Genomic DNA, 20,421 nt, shown 5'->3' with positions numbered 1-20,421 from the left:
GAAAAATAGCGGGACTAGAGAGTCCCGCTATTTTGTAGTTATTAACTTTAATTAATTTAATTGATAACTAAATCCAATAGCACCATCTCCAGTATGCGTTGCAACAATTGGCGTTGTCTGTTGCAAAACAATTTGAGCATCAGGGAACATTTCTTTCAATTGATCACCCAATTCTTGACGCTTTTCAGGAATACCTGCCGTTGAAATACCAATAGCATGAACACCATTAGGAGCTGCCTGCAATATGTCAGTAATCTTTTTAATATAAGCCTTCGTTGACTTTGCACCACGACCCTTTGTTTCAACATTAATATTTCCAGAATATACATGTGCGCCAACACGTATATTCAACATACCTGCAATCAAGCCTGCCGTTTTTGACAAACGACCACCTGCAACCAAATTGTCTAATTTAGAAACCATCACGTATTGCTCAGTTTTAGCTTTTACTGCTTCAATTTCAGCCAAAACCTCATCGCGTGTTGCGCCACTAGCCGCCTTTTCAGCTGCAGCTAAGACAACCATCCCCAATGAACGATCAATCAAATCAGAATCAACAACAGTAATATCCCCATCTACCATCATCGCTGCCTGACGTGCCGCATCAACTGATCCAGACAAACCTTTCGTCAAATGAATCGAAATAACTGATGAACCATCAGCAACTAAAGGTTCATATAATTCAGTAAACACACCTAAAGCTGGTTGAGATGTTTGTGGTAAGTTTTTGGCAGCTGCCATCTTATCCATAAACTCAACTGGTGAAATCGTAACACCATCTTGATATGTCACACCGTCAACAACAATAGTTAGTGGAATTATTGTAATTTGATATTTTTTAATCTCATCGGGCAATAGCATTGCCGTAGAGTCAGTCACAATTTTTACTTGGGCCATTATATTTACTTCCCCGTTTTTCTCTATTTCAATATAACTAATTATCTCATTTTTAAATTGCTTTTTCAATTATGTAATATACAAAAGCCGATAAGCTAGTTTCCATAACCATATGTAAACCATCAAGTTTAGACAAAAAAAGCCGTACCCCACAACATAGCAGATAGCAACAGCTTAATTTTTGTTTAAAGTGAATCTGGATCACGCAACCATGCTAATGCAAGTGCACCTTTTCCTAAATGGGCACCGATTACAGGTCCGATATATGAATACTCAATTCGCATATCCGGATACTTTTTTTGTAATTTATCATGCCAAGCTTTACCAGTTACTTCATCATTTCCTTGAATAACAATGGCACGAAGTGGATAATCAGCTTGGTTTTTAGCTTCAGCAAACAACGTTTCTGCACGTTGCATAGCTTTCTTCATTGATCGTACCTTCTCAAAAGGTACGATATGGTTTGTCTCATCATCAAAAGTTAACAGTGGTTTGATTTTTAACATTGTACCAATAAATGCTGATGCATTTGATAAACGACCACCACGAACTAGATTTTGTAAATCGTCAACAATAAAACACTCATCAACTGTAGCTGATAGCTTATCCAAAGTATCAATAATTTCAGTAATGTCATGACCTGATTGTGCCATTTCAGCAGCTTTCATGACCATATGTCCCATCAAGCGTACTGTAATCTTTGAATCATAACCATAGACATTAAAATCATCAACCATGTCATTTAAGCCTGCAACAGTATTCACTGTACCCGAAATAGTTGAGGCTAAATTGATAATAATGGCCCCTTCATAACCGGCCTCTTTTAATGAGTCAATTAATGATATCCAAGTTCCTAATGAAGGTTGCGAAGTTGTTGGAAACTCTGACGATGTCATTAATTTATCATAGAATTCTTCAGTTGTAATATCAATGCCCTCTCGATAGGTTACACCATCAATAATAACCGGCATAGAAACAACCTTTATATCATATTTATCAATTTCTTCCTGACTCAAATAAGCAGTTGAATCAGTAACGACTGCAAGTTTCATTTAATTAAATCCTTTCAAAACCATTTGACGCTTAAGACAACGTCAATGAATTACTGACTATATAAATCAGCAAAAAATCATTTTAATAGATAAAACGACCTAGTCACTCGATAAATCATAACATAAATTTAATATGTTTTCATTTTACTTCTTAAATTGACTGTCCTAAAGTGGCTTTTTCATTGATTTATTTAGACGATTTAACAAAATCTGTAACATATTGAATTCTTCATCAGACCATAATTGAAAAACTTTGTCTTGAAAAGTTGAATATTGCGTATTAGCTGCTACCAACGCATCAGAACCAGCTAGTGTTAGTTCATAACGCAATTGCCGATTATTATGACCAATTGACTCACTCATAATCATTTTTTTTCTATTCAACGAATGTAATTGACGCGACAATGTTGAATGATCTAAGCCCGTATCAGATGACAATTTATCTTGCGTATTAATTTGCTTTTCTAATAAATTAAGTAACTTCCATTCGGCAATAGTCATGCCATTATTTTTAGTTATCGTCAATAGTACAGACTTATGTTGTGCTTCTGCTTGTTTTAGCGCTTCAAAAATTGTTTTCATATCAATCTCCAAAATAAATATGTTATTAATGAATATAACTATAATGCAATAATTTTAGACCCGTGAACCTCATTAACACCTAACTTTTCAGCGATATCCGTCGCATTCTCATATGTAATCCCACCACCAGGCATAATAATCAGCTTCTCAGGCGCCATAGCAACGATTTCTTGTAGGTGATGGATAGTTTCATCAATTTGCTCATTTAACTGCCCACCATGTGTCAAAACGCGAATAACACCATACTGATACAACCATTGTAATGCCTGTGGTTGATACGCAGGTACAATGGCATCAAAAGCCATATGATATACGACATGCATTGGTTTTGCAGCTTCAATTAATTTAACCATTTTCCCTTTTGCTAAATGACCCTTCTCATCCACCACACCAAAGGTAACCATCTTAACCCCTAGGCTTTTAAACAATAAGATTGACCGACGCATATTTTCAATTTCAGCATAATTATAATTAAAATCACCTGCTCGTGGTCTAACCATTACAACTAAATCAATATTTGCAGCTTGTGCTATTTTTACAGCTTCAGCCACTATTTGCCAATCTGGTGTTAATCCACCTAATTCCAAATGCGCATTTAATTCAACACGATTTATACCACCAGCGATTGCTGCTTTCATCGTGGCTATGTCACCCAATGCAATTTCTCTTTTCATAAAGGATCCTCGCTATGCATTTTTATTTTTTATAACCCTACTATAAGATACTAAAAAAGGCCGACTAATACACGCGATTAGTCTGACCTTAAATGTTTTATTAATTATTTTGACGTAATTTTTGAATTACTTGGCTATCAGGAGTTACTGCAATTGTTGTTTGACCTTCAAAAATAACAAAACCTGGTTTACTACCATTTGGTTTTCTCAAGCGGCGTACAGGTAGATAGTCCACTGGTACATTAGCCGAATCACGTGCTTTAGAGAAGTATGCTGCCAACATTGCACCTTCATACAACGTTTCATCGGATGGCTCACTACTATGAATAATAACGTGTGACCCCGGAATATCTTTTGTATGTAACCAAATGTCTGACTTATTTGCAGTTTTCATTGATAAACGTTCATTTTGTAAATTATTTTTACCAACTTCAATCAATGTGCCATCACTCGCATAAAATTTTTCTGGTTGACTAACCTTAGTTTTTTGCTTCTTTTTATTTTGCACACGCATGTATCCTTCTTGCGTAAGCTCCTCACGAATTTCAGCAATATCTTGTGGTGAGGCAATATCAATTTGCGCAAGTAATGTTTCAAAATAATCCACTTCTTTTTGTGCTAAATCAATCTGTGAATTTAAATACTTCACAGAATTTTTTAGCTTATTATACTTCGTAAAATATTTTTGCGCATTTTGTGATGGACCTAATTGATTAGACAACGGAATGGTCATCATTTCATTATTATCATAATAATTAGGTAATTCAATTTGCGTTGTACCACGTTTTATTTGTGACATATAAGTCGTTAATAATTCACCTTTAATACGGAACTCATCAGCATGATCCGCATTTTCTAGCTCTGCACGTTGTTTTTTAATCTTATTTTTGTTCTTTTTTAATTCATTACGAACTGTTCGCAAAACAATTGTTGCTTGCTGCTGTACACGATCATGTTCAGATTTTTCTGAAAAATATGCATCCAACATTTCACTGAGTGTATCAAATGTGACTGTTTTACCAGTAAGCGTTAACCAATCAAATGGTGCAAACGCAATATTCTTTTCAGTGGTAATTAACTGTGGTTTAGGTTGGTTAAATTTATTTAGCCAATCTTGTGTCATTGTTAATGCATTACCTGATTCTTGCAAAACAGTTGCCAATTCATAGGCCGAATCACGTGCGAATCCTTGAAAATGGTGCTGAATTTCTTTAGCTAAACCATCAACTTTTGGATTATCCAAAATTAAATTTGCCAGACCATCTAAACTACTAAATGGATTAATAACATCCTGTTTAGGTGGTAAAACATATGTTCCACCTGGCATTAAAGTACGTACACGATTTTGATCTGCCGGTACATGCTTAATTAAATCAATAATTTGTTGCGTAGCCTCATTAACTAAAAACAGATTAGAATGTCTTCCCATCATTTCAAGAATTAGAGTCGTTTGTTCCTCATCCCCTAATTCATCACGTCCTGAAGTCACAAAGCGAATAATACGATCGTTTTCAACTTGCTCTACACGTATCAATCTTGACCCTTCCAAATGTTTACGTAACATCATCGCAAAATTTGGTGCAGTCTGTGGATTTGTATATTTAATCCGTGAAATTTGTGCACGTGCAAACGATGGATGTGCACTTAATAACACCGGATAATTTTTTCGATTACTACGAACAACTAAGAACACTTCATTAGCGTAGGGTTGATGAATTTTCATTATCCGTCCACCAGAAAGTGTCTCATTTAATTCTTTCACCATCGCATGTGTAAAAAGTCCATCAAATGACATATTAGCTGCTTACCTCCTATTTAGTTATTATTTTGTAAAAATAATCGTGATTGCCGTTCATCTTCAGCAAGCTGTTCAATTAATTCTTGTCCATTAGCAAACTTTACTTCACCACGCAAAAAGTGATACCACTTTATTTGAACTGTTTCACCATAAATGGCACGATGAAAATCAAACAAATTAATTTCGACAGTTTTTGGACGGTTTTCACCAAAAGTAACATTATAACCAATTGAGGCCATACCTGGGTACCAATTGTCACCAATTTTCATTTCTACAACATAAATACCAACTCCTGGTAATCGTTCACCAGCCGTTGTCTCAATATTTGCTGTCGGATAGCCTAATTCACGTCCTCGTGCTTCACCATGAACAACTAATCCTGTTGTTTCATATGGACGTAACAACAAACGACGTGCTTCATCCAAATCTCCTTGATCAACCAATGCTCGAGTTCGTGTTGAAGCACTTTCTTGACCATCAACATTAACTTGTTCCACTTCAATCACATCAAAACGACCTGCGGCATAGATTGGTAAGTGTAGCATGTCTGCATCTTTAGTACCATACGTATGGTCAAAACCAGCAACAACTGCTACAGCATTTAGACCAACCATATACCGATTCACAAAGTCTTGTGGTGTTAATTGTGAAAATTCTGAAGTAAAGTTTACCACATATGCAATGTCCACTCCCAGTGAAGCAAGAATTTCCAGCTTTTTGGGTAAAGTTGTTAAATAAGTTAATGGCGTTTTATAAGTTTTAAATGCCACTGATGGGTGATGGTCATATGTTAAAACTGCTAATTTAATGCCACGCTTTTTTGCTTCCTGTGCTGCCTTTTGTATAACCGTACGATGTCCTGCATGAACACCATCAAAAAAGCCCATTGCTAACACAATTGGGTCCTGCTTGATTTGGTCAGATTTATATGGATGATGTAGATGAATAACTTCCATCATTAAGACCTTCTTTTCTTTGTATTCAATATATCAATCATAACATAAGATAATATCACCTTATTATTCGATTGAAAAAGTTCGATACGCCCGATATTGATTCTTATCTGATCGCCAATGGAAAACTGACTTAACTTCACCATGATAAGTCAAAACAATTTTATCCTGCAATGGTTCACACAAACTAGCCGGTTGACCAATACCATGTTTTACTTGATCCCATTGTAAATCACTTAATTCAACATGTGGAAATTGTTCAACTGCAGTAGCTATTGGCATTAACCAATCGCCTAATTTTCCATCTTGTGCCATTCGCTCAGCAACATCACTAATACTATGAGCATGATCAAAGTCATAGCCCCCTGCACTAGTACGTGTCAATTGACTCATAACAGAAGGCACCCCTAATTTTTTGCCCAAATCAACAGCTAATGTTCGAATATATGTCCCTTTAGATACTTTTGCGATAAATGTAAATGATTGTTGCTGTTTTTGTTCATCAAAAATAGGATCAGAGGTTAACTTAAATTCATATATTGTTGCTTGTCGATGTGGACGTTCAACTGTTTCTCCAGCACGTGCATAATCATATAAACGACGACCATTAACCTTTACCGCTGAGTACATAGGTGGAATTTGTACAATTTCACCAGTTAATGAAGCCATAGCGGTTTGTATTTCATCAATTGAAAAAGGTTGCTCTAGGGCTTTAGTTGCAATAACTTCTCCATCCAAATCTTCTGTCGTTGTTGCAAATCCTAAAGTAACTGAGCCAGTATAAGTTTTACCTGCCTCTTGCAAGAATTCAATCGTTTTAGTAGCTTTACCTAGTGCAATTGGCAACACACCATCAACACTCGGATCTAATGTACCCGCATGACCAATTTTTTTCATATTTAAAATACGACGTAATTTAGAAACCACATCATGTGAAGTCATGCCTGCTTCTTTATAAATTGGTAAGATTCCGTCCATCTTATTCTCCTATATTCTTTTCTTATTATTACTATATGTATACTAAAGGGTCTCTCATACCACAGCTATGTAGCAAAGAAAGACCCTTTAATTAATTATTTATACGATTAGTCAGTTTAGCTAACTTTGTCCATGATTAATCTTGGTGTAATTGACGAATCAAATCATCAATTTTATCACCATATTGTACAGATTCATCCTTAACAAATTTAAGCTCAGGTGTCTTATAAATGCGCAACCGTGAACCTAATTCTTTACGAATTAATCCAGTTGCAGCATCAAGACCATCCGCAGCCTTTTTATTAACAGAAGCCAATTCAGACAATACGCTATAAAATATCTTTGCTTGTTGTAAATCACCAGTTACTTCAACACCGGTTACCGTTACGCCTTCTACCCGAGGATCACGAATACGCTTTAACAACAAGTCATTTACTTCTCGCTGAATCTCTTGTTCCAAGCGACCAACACGAAAATTTTGTTGAGCCATAATTAACTTCCTCCTATCAATATTGCCATGCAATACAGATTAACGTGGAATTTCTACCATTTCGTAAGCTTCGATCATATCGCCAATTTTTTCATCATTGTACTTTTCGATAGTTAGACCGAAGTCATAACCGTTCTTAACTTCTTTAACGTCATCCTTGTAACGACGTAGTGAACCGATTTTACCATCAAAGATAACAATACCATCACGAATCAAGCGAACTGAAGCGTTACGAGTAATCTTACCAGACATTACCATACCACCAGCAATTGTACCAACTTTAGATACCTTAAATAGTTCACGAACTTCGGCAGTACCAACAACCTTTTCTTCAAATTCTGGATCTAGTTGACCCTTCATAGCAGCTTCAATTTCATCGATTGCGTTATAAATAACACTGTGTAGACGAATTTCAACCTTATCTGAATCAGCTTGTTGCTTAGCTTGTGGTGTAGGACGAACATTAAATCCAATAATGATAGCACCTGATGCTTCGGCAAGCGTAACATCAGACTCGTTGATTGCTCCAACAGCTGTGTGAATAATGTCAACTTTAACACCTTCAACATCAATCTTGTTAAATGATCCAGCTAATGCTTCAACAGAACCTTGAACATCTGCCTTGATAATAACAGGTACAGACTTCATTTGCTTTTCAGCCATCTTATTAAATAGATCTGAAACTGAAACGATGTTATTACGGTTTCGTTCTGCAATAACAGCACGCTTTGCACGTTCCTCACCTGCTGCACGAGCCGTCTTCTCATCTTCAAAGACAACAAAACGGTCACCAGCTGATGGCACATCGTTTAGTCCAGTAATTTCAACCGGCGTAGAAGGCAAAGCTGCCTTAACACGACGTCCACGATCGTTAGTCATTGTACGAACACGACCATATGTGTTACCAACAACAATTGGATCACCAACATGCATCGTTCCTTGTTGCACAAGAACAGTTGCAACAGTTCCACGACCCTTATCCAAACGTGCTTCAACAACAGAACCTGCTGCACGCTTGTTAGGGTTAGCTTCCAATTCCAAAACATCGGCTGTCAACAAAATCATTTCAAGCAATTCATCGATATTTTGACCGAACTTAGCTGAAATATTAACAAAGATAGTATCTCCACCCAAAGCTTCAGGAATCAATTCATATTGCATCAATTGATTAATAACATTATCTGGGTTTGCACCAGGCTTATCAATCTTATTAACGGCAACAATAATTGGTGTTCCAGCGGCCTTGGCGTGATTAATTGCTTCAACTGTCTGTGGCATAACACCATCATCAGCTGCAACAACTAAAACAGTAATATCAGTGATATCAGCTCCACGAGCACGCATTGCAGTAAAGGCCGCGTGACCTGGAGTATCTAAGAAGGTTACAACACGATTATTTAGCTTAGTTTGGTAGGCACCGATATGTTGTGTAATACCACCAGCTTCACCATCAGTAACATGTGAATTACGTAGGTAATCAAGCAAAGTTGTCTTACCATGATCAACGTGTCCCATGATAGTTACAACTGGTGCACGTGGTTCCATGTTATCCTTATCATCTTCTTCAGGTTCAAAGAACTTATCCAAATCGGCGATATCGACCTCAACTTTTTGTTCAGCTTCAATACCGTAGTCAGCTGCTAACAATTCAATAGTATCAGCATCTAATGATTGGTTTTGATTAACCATAACACCTAACATGAACAACTTCTTAATAATTTCAGTTGCATCACGGTGAATCAACTTGGCAATATCTTGCACATTCATTCCGATTGAATAAACAAGTGTCTCTGGTAATGGTTGTTCCTTACGAACTGTTGGTGCTGGACGGTGCTCGTTATTGTTGCGATTACGTCCTGGGCCCTTTTTACCACGTCGATTGTTATTACGGTTATTACCGTTATTGTTATTAAAACGACGATTCTTATTTTGTGAATTATTTTTATTTTGTGACTTATGGTTATTGTTATTACGGTTTCCATTACCTTCGTTATTACTACGTGGTTGAGAACCGTTTGCCTTACTATGTGATGGCTTGTTTTCTTCACGCTTTACAGGCTTCTTTTGGTCACCAGATTGTGGCTTTGCCGCATGATTATTCTTCTTGTTTTTTGCTGCATTCGTCAATGTCTTAACTGTTTTATCATCTAGTGTAGACATATGATTTTTAACTGGTATATTCACACCATTAGCAATTGATACTAGATCCTTTGATGAAATATTTAAATCTTTTGCCAACTCATAAACTCGCTTGGTCATATAACTTCCTCCTAATTATCTAAGTATTCTCGCATTTTTTTCGCAAAACCTCTGTCCGCAACAGCAATCACCGTTCGTGCTTGTCCTGTCGCATCAGCCAATTCTTGGCGCGTAAATGTCGTTGAAAACGCAACTTTATAACTGTTTGTTTTATCAGTGAATTTTTTCTTACTTGATTCACCACCATCAGCTGCAAAAAAAACTAAACTTACTTTGCCAGAACGAATCGCATTTAGAACTAAATCTTCACCAGTCACTAATTTACCTGCACGTCTAGCAAGGCCTAATAAGTTTAATAATTTTTGTCTATTTTGCATCTCCGAATAGCTCCTTACGTGCGGCTTGATGATCAACATACGCAATTAAGTCATCATAAAATTGGTCATCAAGTTTTGTTTCAAATACTTTATCAAAAATACGCTTTTTTTTCGCAGTTTCTGCAACTTCAACTGATAGAGAGATATATGCACCACGACCATTTGCTCGATTTGATGGATCTAAGGTCACTTCACCTTCTGGTGTTCGTACAATACGAACAAGTTCCTTTTTGGGCACCATTTCTCCAGTAACAATATCTTTTCGCATTGGAATCTTACGTGGTTTCATAAACGGTATCTCCTATTCTTCTGAATTGTCGTCTAATTCAAATTCTGCGTCATTAACATCTTCTAGAACAGGTTGTTCATTCAATGCTGCAATAACTTCATCACGAGCTGATTCAGGTTTAATATCAATCTTAAAACTAGTTAAGCGCGCTGCCAAACGGGCGTTTTGACCACGCTTTCCAATAGCCAATGATAATTGATAATCTGGTACAAGAACAGTTGCTGCACGATCGTTGTTTTTATCAAAGATAACTTCAACAACCTCTGCTGGATTCAAAGAATTCTTAATAAACTCTGCTGGATCCTCTGTCCACTCCACAATATCCATATTTTCACCAGATAATTCGTTTACAACAGTTTGGACACGAACACCGCCTTGTCCAACCATCGTTCCAACTGCATCTAGGTTCTCATTGTGAGAATATACTGCAATTTTTGAACGATCACCTGCTTCGCGGGCAATTGACTTAATTTCAACAGTACCATCGAACACCTCAGGTACTTCAGCTTCAAATAAACGCTTTACCAAATCAGGGTGTGTACGTGATACAAATACTTGTGGACCCTTCTTTTCATTTTGCACTTGTGCAACCAAAACTTTAATCTTATCACCCATTTGATAAGATTCACTAGGCATTTGATCAGTAGGCTTCATAGCTGCCATTTGATTTCCTGGCAAAATAATATATAGGTAGCGTGAATCTTCACGTTCAACTTCACCGGTAACAATTTCATCTTCGTAACCGACAAAGTTGTCATAAACGGCACCACGTTCTGCTTCACGTACTTTTTGCATAATAATTTGCTTAGCTGTTTGTGCAGCTAAACGACCAAAGTCCTTAGGTGTCACTTCAAATCGAATTTCATCACCAATTTCATAGGCTTTATTAATTTCAAGTGCTTCTTCCAAAGTAATTTGCTCATAAGGTTCATCAATTTCATCAACAACAGTTTTTACTGCATATACTTTGATGTTTCCCTTTTTATTATCAAATTGTACTTCAACATTTTGTGATTCATCATAATTTTTTTCGTAAGCCTTTTTCAAAGCTTCTTCAAGGGCATCAATTAAAACTTCTGCTTTAATCCCTTTCTCTTCTTCTAATGCATCAAGAGCTGATACTAATTCCTTACTCATTTTGTTTCTCCGTATTTTTAAAAATCATTTGATTGTCTTGCTTGAGCCACGGCACGACGTGGAATAACAAACTCGTTTTCATCTTCTATAACAACTAAATCATCTTCAGTTACACGACTTAATTCACCTGAAAACTCTTTTTTACCATCAATTTTTTGATAAGTTGAGACATGCACCAATTTATTAAGTGCCCAATCATAATCCTCGTCACTAACCAATATACGATCTTGGCTAATTGAGAGACGTGCTACTTTTACATTAGCTAGCGGTATATCAATTAGTTGATGTTTAGACTTTGAAAATACATCAAGTGTTAATTGATCATCTTCAAATGAGACTAATTGACCAATATAACTATCAGCACCAAAAAGTTCAGCTGACAATTCAACTTCAATAAACTTTCCAACTGCCCACGTATAATTTTGTGGTTGTTTCAATTCACGGTCTGCCCCTGGTGATGAGACATCTAGAAGGTATGCTTGTGGGAATGGATCAGGTGTAATACTATCTAGCTCCTCGCTAATGATTTCGGTTAGCATTACCAAATCATCCATATTAATTTCACCTTCAACACGGTCTACAAGTACACGAAGAACAAAATCACCTTCTTGTTTCTCATACAGAACATCCCATAAATCAAAACCTTTTTTAACTAAAACAGGTTCTAAAATTGCCTGAACATCCTCTATAACTTTCGCCATTCTAAACCTCCCTTCGTTTATCTTTTCTAATTAACATAATAAACTCCTTAAAAAAATGAGCGGCCGAGAAAATTCCGGCCACTCAATTAAGAGCATATTCAATAACAAAACTAATTCTAACATGAATCTACCCAGTAGGCAAGTAACAGCCATTAGAGTAGGAAATTAATGCATTGTAAACGTATCAATAAAAAACTTTGCAACGTTAAAATAAATAATAACTGAAGTCAAATCAGAAAGGGTTGAAATGAATGGACCAGAAGCCACCGCAGGGTCAACACCAACCTTATCCATAATCATCGGAATAAAGGCACCTGCGACATTGGCAACTAAAATTGCCACTCCCATCGCTAAACCGACAGCAACACCTAACAACAAATTGTGCTTCCAGAATAAAATAACTAATAAAATTGTCACACCAGCTACTAATCCAATCATCAAGCCAATTAAAATTTCAACTAATAATGATTTAACTAATGATTTCTTTTCTTTCAAAGCAATTCTTCTGACAGCTACGGCTAATGACTGTGTTCCTGCATTTCCGGCTGTTCCTGTAATGAGCGAAATGAAAACGGCTAAAATTGACGTTTCAGCAACTAAGTAGTTGTAACCATCAATAACAGAAGCTGTTCCCATACCCAAAAAAATTAGACCAACTAACCATGGTAATCGTTTAAGTGCTGATTTAAAGGGATTATCTTCCAATGTGACCACGTCAACACCGGCCAAACGAGAATAATCTTCGGCAGCTTCGGCATCAATAACGTCAACAATATCATCAACAGTAATCATTCCAATCATATGTTGCTTTGCCACAACAGGTAACGCCACAAAATTATAATCTGCCATTATCTTAGCAACATCCTCTTGATCATCTACCGGACCAACAGTAATTAAATTAGTGTCCATAACTTCAGATATTTTCGCAGCATCAGGCCAAATAATTAATGACTTCAAAGAAATAACACCAACCAAAGCATCATCATCATCTAATACATAAATATAATTAATTTGTTCGGCCCCTTGAGCGGCTTCTTTAACAGTAACCATTGCTTCCCCAATGGTCATTTTTTGGTTGATTGAAATGAACTCAGTACTCATCAAAGAACCAGCAGTATCATCTTCATACTTCAATAAGCGCTTAATTTCATCAGCACTCTCTTTAGGCATCAAAGATAAATACATGGCCAATTCTTCTGATTCAACTTCTGATAATAAATCAACAGCATTATCAACATACATTTCAGCCAACATATTTGCTGCATAACGTGGTGACATTTCTGATAAAAGATTTTCAAAGTCGACATCTTCAGGATCAATTTCATCAAAAATATCAGCTAATTCCGTCGGTGTTAACCATTCAATAATTTGATGCCTTAATTGTGTTGTTAACGACACATAAAAAACGGCCTGATCGTACGTATGAAGTTCATCAAAACTATCTAAAAAAGCACTTTTTTCATTATTTTCAATATAAAACACTAAATGATTAGCCTGATCTGATAATTCATCACGTACTGTTAAATCTTGTAACGTCTCTTTCATCTTATCCCCACACTATTACAATTTGTTAATTTCCTCTTCTGTCATATCGTTAGATAAAACAGTCTTTAAATCTTCTGGTATTGGGCTTTTTACATTTCTCTTCATTTGAACAAATGGATCATAAAATTCCAACCAAAAAGCATGCAGTGCTTGTCGTGAAATTCCCCTATCCATTGGGCCACCATATATTTCATCACCAATTAATGGATGACCTATATAGTTAAAGTGCACTCTAATCTGATGTGTACGCCCAGTATGTAATTGCACCTGAACCAATGTTTGATTAGCCATTCTTTTTATAACCCAATACTCGGTTTGTGATGAACGACCATCTTCTCTTACTTCTCGTCGAATAAAATCATTATCCATACGGCCAATAGGCGCATCTATAAAGCCATGATCATCAGACAACACACCATCCACGATAGCATAATAACGCTTATCTACTGCGTGCGTTTGTAATTGCTTATCTAATAAACCATGGGCAAACCGATGTTTAGCTAACAAAGCCACCCCAGACGTAAAACGATCTAAACGTGTCACCACATGTGGTACTAAATCTTGAGCACCTTCAGAAATTAGATATCCTTTAACCCGATTAACCATTGTCGTCTCACGGTCAGCTTTACCGGGAACTGAAGTCATTCCCGCTTCCTTATCAACCAATAACCAGTTTTCATCCTCATATAAAATAGTAATTGGTAGGTCAGATGCAGCAACAACTGCATTTGACTCCTCTGGTGGCATACTAACCTCAACTAAATCACCCGGATGAACATCATCTAGGGTTCTAACAGGTTTTTGATTTAATAATACTTGTCCGCCACCACGTTTAATGATAGAAAACATACGATGTGAAACACCACGCTTTGCTAAAAAGTTTTTAATTCGTAGTGTTTCATCACTTTGATTTTGCCAACTAAAATGGGCCACTTTATTTTACCTCCGTGCCAATAAAACTGGCCTGCACACGATGCCAAAAATGCATGTGGCGATACTCAGCAAATTGAATTTTTTGATTTGCAACTTTAAATGAAATCCAATCAATATTAGAAGAAATTTTATTCAAATGATCATAACTAAAGGTAACTGCCGAACCATCATTTTCTAATTGAATTTTGATAACTTCATGATTACCAATAATTAATGGTGATCCTAACGTTCTAAATACGCGACTGTTTATTGAAGCAATCTCTGCTAATTGAATAGCTTGTAGACTAGGATGCATTACGGCGCCACCGATTGCTTTATTGTAAGCAGTAGAACCAGTAGGCGTCGAGGCTGTTAATCCATCCCCACGAAAACGTTCAAATAATTCATTTTGAATATATACATCTGCCACTAATGTTCCCAATGGGCGCTTAATTGCTGCTTCATTTAATGCCAAAATGGTTTCCTCGTGACCGTCTGTATAATGAAGCGTTGCGTTTAATAACGGATATTTAACCGTTCTAGCTGTCGTCTCTTGATTAACTAAACTTTCAACTAAATCATCAAGTTCAAAATATTGCCAATCAGCATAAAAACCTAAATGACCAGTGTGAACACCAATAAATCTAATTTTATCTAATTGATCAGTATAGTGGTGGAATGCACCCAATAATGTACCATCACCACCCACTGTAATAACGACTTCTGGATTATCATCGTCAAATATGACTTTACCATTACTACGTGCAGTGAGTTTATCTTTTAACAGCGAAACAACGGCACGCGAATGTGGCACGTTATTACTATATATAGAAATCTTCATATAGTAGTCCATCCTTTATTTTTAACTATCTTGTGCTTCATTTGCCGTATGTACCAAACCATTATGTAATTCGGAAAACAGTTTATCTACTTCCATACTTAATGAAGCCGCTTTTTTCAACTTTTCAGACATTTCTTCAGTATATTCACCATCATACTTATAATTAATAGCATGCTCAATTGTTGCCCAAACATTCATTTGCATTGTTCGGACTTGAATTTCAGCTAATACCTTCTTTTCACCACTACTTAATTGCACCGGATATTCAATGACAATATGGTATGAACGATATCCAGAAGGCTTTTCATTAGTCACATAGTCTCTTTCTTCCAAAATTACTATGTCCTTACGTTGACGTAATAAATCAACTACCTTATAAATATCCTCAGTAAACTGTGTCATGATACGGACACCTGCTAAATCTTCCATATCCTGTTCGATACGATCCATACTAATATGACGTCGAACAAGCTTTTCTTCAATGGCTGAAATTTCTTTGACACGCCCAGTTACAAATTCAATGGGTGTGTGAATGCCTTCAATTTCAAATTCAGAACGCATCCCCCGTAATTTCACTTTTAATTCATCAACTGTTTGAACATACGGTTGTAGCAGTTTTTCCCATTCTTCACGTGTCATTTTAAATCCCCCAAATCATTTGCTTTGTGTCTAATCGTTACAAACTTCACGGCTTGTGACAATATTCCCAAATTTGCAATACCGTAAGAGTAAGCTATAAGCAAAAAAATTGTCGTACTCAGTCTAAAAATTATATAATCAAATCAACTTGATATAACAAATAACACAATGTCTTAATTTTACAATTAGTATGCGGTTCTTGCCAGTATTATTTGTATAATAGTGAAATCTCATTTATGTGGTTTATTTCGTCATATTAAGTAAAGTCATTATAGACACACTAGTAATAATAGCGTACCATTACTTGGTATGTAAAAAATGTTTTTTTGGAGGTTGTCGCTTGTCATGTTAGAAGTGTACCACTTCGTAACCCCGCTTTCAGCTGATAGTATCATATCAGAAAAGAAAGTCATTACTTATATTAAACAAACTTCACAGTTGGTTTCTTATCGTATGATACCCGTTGTAACAATGCAATCTGTACGAGATACTTACCAAGAATTAAAGATGCATAAATCCTTAAATGTCGATTATGCAATTGTGGCTCAAAATTTATCACAGCTTGCGTTAGATACCAAAGCTGTCCAGTCACAGGGTAAAAAGGCTGCTAGATTGTTCTATGATAAAATGCAAGAATTACTATTAGCTAACGTACCCTATTCTAAATCATTAGTACTCTCAACTTTGTCTAAGCTACACTTAGATACCAATCTTTTTTTAGAAGATTACAATACTTCTGCTACCATTTCTGCATTAAAGGCAGATCAAAACATGGCAGCTACTATGGATATTACCAATTATCCAACAATGATTGTATGTGACTCAAATAAGGACAAATATGCGTTTAAAACGTCAGATTTCTCAACTAACGGATTATCTCTTATTTTTAATCCTGTACAGCAATCAAACAATGACAGCTCTGCTCCTCACTTAATTAATTATGAAGAAGGCAGCAATTAATTTTATAAAAAAGCGGTACGTAGCTATAACGTGTGAGATATATCTCATAACATTATGGCTACGTACCGCTTTTTCTTTAACGTTTAAAATCAAACGAAAGTTCTGAAACTGGTTGCATATCACGAGTATAAAACTGAACATGGAATGCTTCAGGCTCAATTGACAAAATCGCATAAGTTCCCTTTAAATAAGCATATGGACCCTTAGGCAATGAAATTGATCCTGGATTAACAAATAATTTACCATCAATCATTTCAGCACCTAACATATGCGTATGCCCTGAAGTAACAACATCGACATCCTTTTTAGCTGCCACTTCTCTTAAATGGTTGAGTGACATTTCAGTATGTACAAGATGTCCATGCGTTTGATAAAGCTTTAAATATTCATCTTGATAATCACGATCATCAGGAAACATTGGATCACTATCCATATTACCAATAACTGGCAATAAAGTATCAAATAGTTCGTCTGAACGGTTTAGTTCTGAATCACCATTATAAAACATTGCTTTAACATGTCCTTGATAGTGATTTACAATATCTTCCAAGATTTTACGATCCCCATGTGTATCAGAAACAATTAGATAATCCATTTTAATCCTCCCACCATTCTTTAAAGACTGTTATAAATTTACGTAATGCATTACCACGATGTGAAACATCATTTTTTTCTGCAGGTGTCATTTCCGCAAATGTTTTATTTAAAGGTTCGTAATAAAACAATGGATCATACCCAAAATCATTATTACCACGAAACTCTTTCAAAATATAACCATCAACTGCGCCATCAACAACAATCTTTTCACCAGTAGGTTTTAAGCCAACAATAACTGTATGAAATGTTGCCGTACGATCTTTTTGTGGCACATCAGTCAATTCAGTTAATAACTTTTGATTATTAGCTAAATCATTATGATCACCTGCGTATCGAGCGGAATGAACGCCAGGTGCACCTTGTAATGCATCCACGCTCAAACCAGAATCATCAGCCACAACCGGTAATTGATAAAAATCAGCAATTGTTTGTGCCTTAATGGTTGCATTTTCCTCAAATGTTGCGCCATTTTCCTCAATTTCAGGAACACTTTCTAAATCATTCAATGAAATTACTTCAACGCCAAATGGGTCCAAAAATTCACGGAATTCACGAATTTTACCATTATTTTTTGATGCAAAAATTAGTTTTGCCATTCTAAACACTTCCTATTTATTATTTAATTTCTATTTTACTAATTTTAAATGATTATCTTTTATATCTAAATGTTGTACATTCAAATTAGACTTTTGTAACCATGCTTCCGCAAGTTTTGCAAAAGTTGTTTGACTACCAGTTGTATAGTATTCATCTTGATTATGCAACTCAATTGATGTAGGTTCATGTTGAATATTCTGTTCTTTTAGTATTTTTTCAACAACAGAAACAGCAGCTGCACCAGCGTCAACAAGTTTAACTTGTTCACCTACAGCATGTTGGATATAAGATGCCAACAATGGAAAATGTGTACATCCCAAAACTAATGTATCAATATTTTCTTCTTTAATTGGCAACAAAACATCTGTAATCTGTTTTTGAACTACTACTGGATCTTTAAGAGGTTGTTCTGCAATTTCTACTAGTTTTGGCGCAGCTAGTTGTAATACGTGATTATCATGATCAGCCTGTTTTAACCCATCATAATATGCTCTTGAATTAACAGTACCTTGGGTGGCGATTACACCTACTTTGTGCGTTTTAGTAACCGCAGTTGCTGCTTCCACACCCGGTTGAATAACACCAATAACAGGTATTTCTAAGTTAGTAACTAAATCGTCTAATGCCGCTGCAGTTGCTGTATTACATGCTATTACTAATAGTTTAATATTTTTATCAGTTAAAAAGTCTACCAATTGCCATGTAAATTTTTTAACTTCTCGTGGATCTCTAGGTCCATATGGCATACGAGCCGTATCCCCAACATAATATACTTGCTCATTCGGTAATTTTTCTAGTGCTTTTTTAACAACAGACAAACCACCTATACCAGAATCTATATATCCTATTGCTCGGTTATCCATTGTAATCACTTCTTTCAAAAAATTTATTTAAAATTTACTTATCATTTATCACAAAATCATATAATTCTTGTGGTTCTTCAAAAATATAGTCCGCTTGATTATCAAAAACCTTTCGATCACGAACACCCCATGCTGCCATACCAAACTTTATTCCTGCGTTATGCGCTGCCTGCATATCATGAATTGAATCACCAATATACATTGATGATTGTGGAACAGCTTGTAAATCATTTAATGACTTTAAAATCGGGTCAGCTGCAGGTTTCATTTTAGGTGTTTCCCCAGCAAACACAAAATCCTCAAAATACTTCGGAAAGTCAAATTGACTTGTATTTTCCATAAACTCTTCTTTTGTATTTGATGTGACAATTCCTAATGTAAAGTCGTTCACCTTTAGACCAGATAGCATCTTATTTATACCTGGAAATACCTTTACTTCATACCAAAAATCCGGATAATGATTTTGCCACTCTAACTGCATTTTTTCTGGTTCAGGTGCCTCTAGTTTAATTAAACTATCTAATGAAGGCAATCCAAAAACTTTATATACTTCTTCATATGATTTTTCAATTCCTCTATCCTTAAATGTTTGAATTAGGGATTGCATATACATTGCTTCAGTACTCAATAGAGTACCGTCCATATCAAAAATAATTGTTTTCATAATTCCCCCAAAAAATAATTTATAATACTCATTATATAACACTAATAAGGTTCATGCATCCGAGTAAAATATTTAACATTCTTGATATTATAAGGCAATAAAAAAATCCTTAAAACTCTCAGAAGAGAATTTTAAGGATAATCACAATTAAGCGGACGACGGGAATCGAACCCGCATTCCCAGCTTGGAAGGCTGGAGCACTAGCCATTGTACTACATCCGCATTATGATAATATCGCGGCGGGGGGGATCGAACCCTCGACCTCCCGGGTATGAACCGGACGCTCTAGCCAGCTGAGCTACACCGCGAACTATGATAACTACACATCATCATATAATCGGGACGACAGGATTCGAACCTGCGACCCCCTGGTCCCAAACCAGGTGCTCTACCAAACTGAGCTACGTCCCGAAAAACTTAACAAATATTCCATTGTTAATGCACCTAGAAGGATTCGAACCTTCAACCTTCTGATTCGTAGCCAGACACTCTATCCAGTTGCGCTATAGGTGCAATATAAATATAATGGGTCGTCTGGGGCTCGAACCCAGGACCCATGGATTAAAAGTCCACTGCTCTACCAACTGAGCTAACGACCCGATGGACGTTACAGGGATCGAACCTGTGACCCCCTGCTTGTAAGGCAGGTGCTCTCCCAGCTGAGCTAAACGTCCAT

At 36.2% G+C, this 20,421-nt stretch carries 22 protein-coding genes and 6 tRNA genes; 1 reads left to right on the top strand and 27 read right to left on the bottom strand.

Translation table 11 applies throughout. From position 1 onward, the window contains the following. Positions 1 to 51: 51 nt before the first annotated feature. The 17 genes from GA0061074_RS00140 to GA0061074_RS00060 all read right to left on the bottom strand — a co-directional run bounded on the left by GA0061074_RS00140 (position 52) and on the right by GA0061074_RS00060 (position 16,064). Complete coding sequence (locus GA0061074_RS00140) at positions 52 to 897, bottom strand: DegV family protein (protein WP_092461079.1); 846 nt, start codon at positions 895 to 897, stop codon at positions 52 to 54. A 185-nt stretch (positions 898 to 1,082) separates the two neighbouring features. Continuing rightward, positions 1,083 to 1,949, bottom strand: coding sequence for a DegV family protein (locus GA0061074_RS00135; protein ID WP_092461078.1), 867 nt, complete (start codon positions 1,947 to 1,949; stop codon positions 1,083 to 1,085). A 165-nt stretch (positions 1,950 to 2,114) separates the two neighbouring features. Continuing rightward, a complete protein-coding gene (locus GA0061074_RS00130; protein WP_167550152.1) occupies positions 2,115 to 2,531 on the bottom strand; it encodes a MarR family winged helix-turn-helix transcriptional regulator in 417 nt (138 codons plus the stop codon). A gap of 38 nt (positions 2,532 to 2,569) precedes the next feature. Then, entirely contained in the window at positions 2,570 to 3,205 is a 636-nt protein-coding gene (locus tag GA0061074_RS00125; RefSeq protein ID WP_092461076.1) for a copper homeostasis protein CutC, read from the bottom strand. Positions 3,206 to 3,305: 100 nt separating this feature from the next. Then, entirely contained in the window at positions 3,306 to 5,000 is a 1,695-nt protein-coding gene (locus GA0061074_RS00120; RefSeq protein WP_092461075.1) for an NFACT RNA binding domain-containing protein, read from the bottom strand. A 20-nt stretch (positions 5,001 to 5,020) separates the two neighbouring features. Then, positions 5,021 to 5,959: a riboflavin biosynthesis protein RibF gene (ribF, locus tag GA0061074_RS00115; RefSeq protein ID WP_092461074.1), complete on the bottom strand. Its 939-nt coding sequence runs from the start codon at positions 5,957 to 5,959 to the stop codon at positions 5,021 to 5,023. Between the two features lie 63 nt (positions 5,960 to 6,022). Next, on the bottom strand, positions 6,023 to 6,934 hold the full coding sequence (truB, locus tag GA0061074_RS00110) for a tRNA pseudouridine(55) synthase TruB (protein WP_092461073.1): 912 nt from the start codon (positions 6,932 to 6,934) through the stop codon (positions 6,023 to 6,025). A gap of 136 nt (positions 6,935 to 7,070) precedes the next feature. Further along, complete coding sequence (gene rbfA, locus GA0061074_RS00105; RefSeq protein ID WP_042492471.1) at positions 7,071 to 7,424, bottom strand: 30S ribosome-binding factor RbfA; 354 nt, start codon at positions 7,422 to 7,424, stop codon at positions 7,071 to 7,073. 39 nt (positions 7,425 to 7,463) lie between these two features. Next, positions 7,464 to 9,683: a translation initiation factor IF-2 gene (gene infB, locus GA0061074_RS00100; RefSeq protein ID WP_092461072.1), complete on the bottom strand. Its 2,220-nt coding sequence runs from the start codon at positions 9,681 to 9,683 to the stop codon at positions 7,464 to 7,466. A gap of 11 nt (positions 9,684 to 9,694) precedes the next feature. Beyond that, positions 9,695 to 10,000 (bottom strand): YlxQ-related RNA-binding protein, encoded by a 306-nt coding sequence (locus GA0061074_RS00095; protein WP_092461071.1) that lies wholly within the window; start codon positions 9,998 to 10,000, stop codon positions 9,695 to 9,697. Then, positions 9,990 to 10,289, bottom strand: a complete 300-nt coding sequence (gene rnpM, locus GA0061074_RS00090) for an RNase P modulator RnpM (protein WP_074427336.1) — start codon at positions 10,287 to 10,289, stop codon at positions 9,990 to 9,992. Before rnpM ends, GA0061074_RS00095 begins: the two co-directional genes overlap by 11 nt. Positions 10,290 to 10,301: 12 nt before the next feature. Next, positions 10,302 to 11,426, bottom strand: a complete 1,125-nt coding sequence (nusA, locus tag GA0061074_RS00085) for a transcription termination factor NusA (RefSeq protein ID WP_092461070.1) — start codon at positions 11,424 to 11,426, stop codon at positions 10,302 to 10,304. A gap of 17 nt (positions 11,427 to 11,443) precedes the next feature. Then, entirely contained in the window at positions 11,444 to 12,127 is a 684-nt protein-coding gene (locus GA0061074_RS00080) for a ribosome maturation factor RimP (protein WP_092461069.1), read from the bottom strand. A 165-nt stretch (positions 12,128 to 12,292) separates the two neighbouring features. Then, positions 12,293 to 13,672, bottom strand: coding sequence for a magnesium transporter (gene mgtE, locus GA0061074_RS00075; protein WP_092461068.1), 1,380 nt, complete (start codon positions 13,670 to 13,672; stop codon positions 12,293 to 12,295). A gap of 15 nt (positions 13,673 to 13,687) precedes the next feature. After that, positions 13,688 to 14,605: an RluA family pseudouridine synthase gene (locus GA0061074_RS00070; RefSeq protein ID WP_092461067.1), complete on the bottom strand. Its 918-nt coding sequence runs from the start codon at positions 14,603 to 14,605 to the stop codon at positions 13,688 to 13,690. A 1-nt stretch (position 14,606) separates the two neighbouring features. Next, positions 14,607 to 15,425: an NAD kinase gene (locus GA0061074_RS00065; protein WP_092461066.1), complete on the bottom strand. Its 819-nt coding sequence runs from the start codon at positions 15,423 to 15,425 to the stop codon at positions 14,607 to 14,609. Between the two features lie 21 nt (positions 15,426 to 15,446). Then, positions 15,447 to 16,064 carry a GTP pyrophosphokinase gene (locus GA0061074_RS00060; RefSeq protein ID WP_092461065.1) on the bottom strand — a complete coding sequence of 206 codons (618 nt, stop codon included), beginning with the start codon at positions 16,062 to 16,064 and terminating at the stop codon, positions 15,447 to 15,449. Between the two features lie 345 nt (positions 16,065 to 16,409). On the opposite strand from GA0061074_RS00060, the gene GA0061074_RS00055 reads away from it, so the two are divergent. Next, on the top strand, positions 16,410 to 17,024 hold the full coding sequence (locus GA0061074_RS00055) for a DsbA family protein (protein ID WP_159426627.1): 615 nt from the start codon (positions 16,410 to 16,412) through the stop codon (positions 17,022 to 17,024). Positions 17,025 to 17,100: 76 nt separating this feature from the next. Here GA0061074_RS00055 and GA0061074_RS00050 read toward each other — a convergent pair whose 3' ends face one another. The 10 genes from GA0061074_RS00050 to GA0061074_RS00005 form a co-directional block, all read right to left on the bottom strand. Beyond that, positions 17,101 to 17,619, bottom strand: a complete 519-nt coding sequence (locus GA0061074_RS00050) for a YfcE family phosphodiesterase (protein WP_092461063.1) — start codon at positions 17,617 to 17,619, stop codon at positions 17,101 to 17,103. Position 17,620: 1 nt separating this feature from the next. After that, on the bottom strand, positions 17,621 to 18,217 hold the full coding sequence (locus GA0061074_RS00045; protein ID WP_092461062.1) for an XTP/dITP diphosphatase: 597 nt from the start codon (positions 18,215 to 18,217) through the stop codon (positions 17,621 to 17,623). A 30-nt stretch (positions 18,218 to 18,247) separates the two neighbouring features. Further along, the gene (gene murI, locus GA0061074_RS00040) at positions 18,248 to 19,081 is read right to left on the bottom strand and encodes a glutamate racemase (protein WP_092461061.1); all 834 of its coding nucleotides are present in this window, start codon (positions 19,079 to 19,081) and stop codon (positions 18,248 to 18,250) included. 34 nt (positions 19,082 to 19,115) lie between these two features. Next, a complete protein-coding gene (locus GA0061074_RS00035; protein WP_092461060.1) occupies positions 19,116 to 19,745 on the bottom strand; it encodes an HAD family hydrolase in 630 nt (209 codons plus the stop codon). 150 nt (positions 19,746 to 19,895) lie between these two features. After that, a tRNA-Gly gene (locus tag GA0061074_RS00030) sits at positions 19,896 to 19,967 on the bottom strand. A gap of 12 nt (positions 19,968 to 19,979) precedes the next feature. Further along, positions 19,980 to 20,053: transfer RNA gene (locus GA0061074_RS00025), tRNA-Met, on the bottom strand. Positions 20,054 to 20,082: 29 nt separating this feature from the next. Next, a tRNA-Pro gene (locus tag GA0061074_RS00020) sits at positions 20,083 to 20,156 on the bottom strand. Positions 20,157 to 20,184: 28 nt separating this feature from the next. Beyond that, positions 20,185 to 20,258, bottom strand: a tRNA-Arg gene (locus GA0061074_RS00015). Between the two features lie 13 nt (positions 20,259 to 20,271). Then, positions 20,272 to 20,344, bottom strand: a tRNA-Lys gene (locus GA0061074_RS00010). Between the two features lie 2 nt (positions 20,345 to 20,346). Beyond that, positions 20,347 to 20,419: transfer RNA gene (locus tag GA0061074_RS00005), tRNA-Val, on the bottom strand. Positions 20,420 to 20,421 lie beyond the last annotated feature (2 nt).

The organism is Weissella bombi, assembly GCF_900094835.1.
GTDB lineage: Bacteria > Bacillota > Bacilli > Lactobacillales > Lactobacillaceae > Weissella > Weissella bombi.
Note: the sequence above shows the minus strand (reverse complement) of the source record. Positions and strands in the feature narration are given on the sequence as shown.

What these genes read in the sequence shown, in the direction of transcription:
- GA0061074_RS00140 (WP_092461079.1), bottom strand. Translation starts at nt 897, where the DNA reads ATGGCCCAAGTAAAAATTGTGACTGACTCTACGGCAATGCTATTGCCC.
- GA0061074_RS00135 (WP_092461078.1), bottom strand. Translation starts at nt 1,949, where the DNA reads ATGAAACTTGCAGTCGTTACTGATTCAACTGCTTATTTGAGTCAGGAA.
- GA0061074_RS00130 (WP_167550152.1), bottom strand. Translation starts at nt 2,531, where the DNA reads ATGAAAACAATTTTTGAAGCGCTAAAACAAGCAGAAGCACAACATAAG.
- GA0061074_RS00125 (WP_092461076.1), bottom strand. Translation starts at nt 3,205, where the DNA reads ATGAAAAGAGAAATTGCATTGGGTGACATAGCCACGATGAAAGCAGCA.
- GA0061074_RS00120 (WP_092461075.1), bottom strand. Translation starts at nt 5,000, where the DNA reads ATGTCATTTGATGGACTTTTTACACATGCGATGGTGAAAGAATTAAAT.
- ribF (WP_092461074.1), bottom strand. Translation starts at nt 5,959, where the DNA reads ATGGAAGTTATTCATCTACATCATCCATATAAATCTGACCAAATCAAG.
- truB (WP_092461073.1), bottom strand. Translation starts at nt 6,934, where the DNA reads ATGGACGGAATCTTACCAATTTATAAAGAAGCAGGCATGACTTCACAT.
- rbfA (WP_042492471.1), bottom strand. Translation starts at nt 7,424, where the DNA reads ATGGCTCAACAAAATTTTCGTGTTGGTCGCTTGGAACAAGAGATTCAG.
- infB (WP_092461072.1), bottom strand. Translation starts at nt 9,683, where the DNA reads ATGACCAAGCGAGTTTATGAGTTGGCAAAAGATTTAAATATTTCATCA.
- GA0061074_RS00095 (WP_092461071.1), bottom strand. Translation starts at nt 10,000, where the DNA reads ATGCAAAATAGACAAAAATTATTAAACTTATTAGGCCTTGCTAGACGT.
- rnpM (WP_074427336.1), bottom strand. Translation starts at nt 10,289, where the DNA reads ATGAAACCACGTAAGATTCCAATGCGAAAAGATATTGTTACTGGAGAA.
- nusA (WP_092461070.1), bottom strand. Translation starts at nt 11,426, where the DNA reads ATGAGTAAGGAATTAGTATCAGCTCTTGATGCATTAGAAGAAGAGAAA.
- GA0061074_RS00080 (WP_092461069.1), bottom strand. Translation starts at nt 12,127, where the DNA reads ATGGCGAAAGTTATAGAGGATGTTCAGGCAATTTTAGAACCTGTTTTA.
- mgtE (WP_092461068.1), bottom strand. Translation starts at nt 13,672, where the DNA reads ATGAAAGAGACGTTACAAGATTTAACAGTACGTGATGAATTATCAGAT.
- GA0061074_RS00065 (WP_092461066.1), bottom strand. Translation starts at nt 15,425, where the DNA reads ATGAAGATTTCTATATATAGTAATAACGTGCCACATTCGCGTGCCGTT.
- GA0061074_RS00060 (WP_092461065.1), bottom strand. Translation starts at nt 16,064, where the DNA reads ATGACACGTGAAGAATGGGAAAAACTGCTACAACCGTATGTTCAAACA.
- GA0061074_RS00055 (WP_159426627.1), top strand. Translation starts at nt 16,410, where the DNA reads ATGTTAGAAGTGTACCACTTCGTAACCCCGCTTTCAGCTGATAGTATC.
- GA0061074_RS00050 (WP_092461063.1), bottom strand. Translation starts at nt 17,619, where the DNA reads ATGGATTATCTAATTGTTTCTGATACACATGGGGATCGTAAAATCTTG.
- GA0061074_RS00045 (WP_092461062.1), bottom strand. Translation starts at nt 18,217, where the DNA reads ATGGCAAAACTAATTTTTGCATCAAAAAATAATGGTAAAATTCGTGAA.
- murI (WP_092461061.1), bottom strand. Translation starts at nt 19,081, where the DNA reads ATGGATAACCGAGCAATAGGATATATAGATTCTGGTATAGGTGGTTTG.
- GA0061074_RS00035 (WP_092461060.1), bottom strand. Translation starts at nt 19,745, where the DNA reads ATGAAAACAATTATTTTTGATATGGACGGTACTCTATTGAGTACTGAA.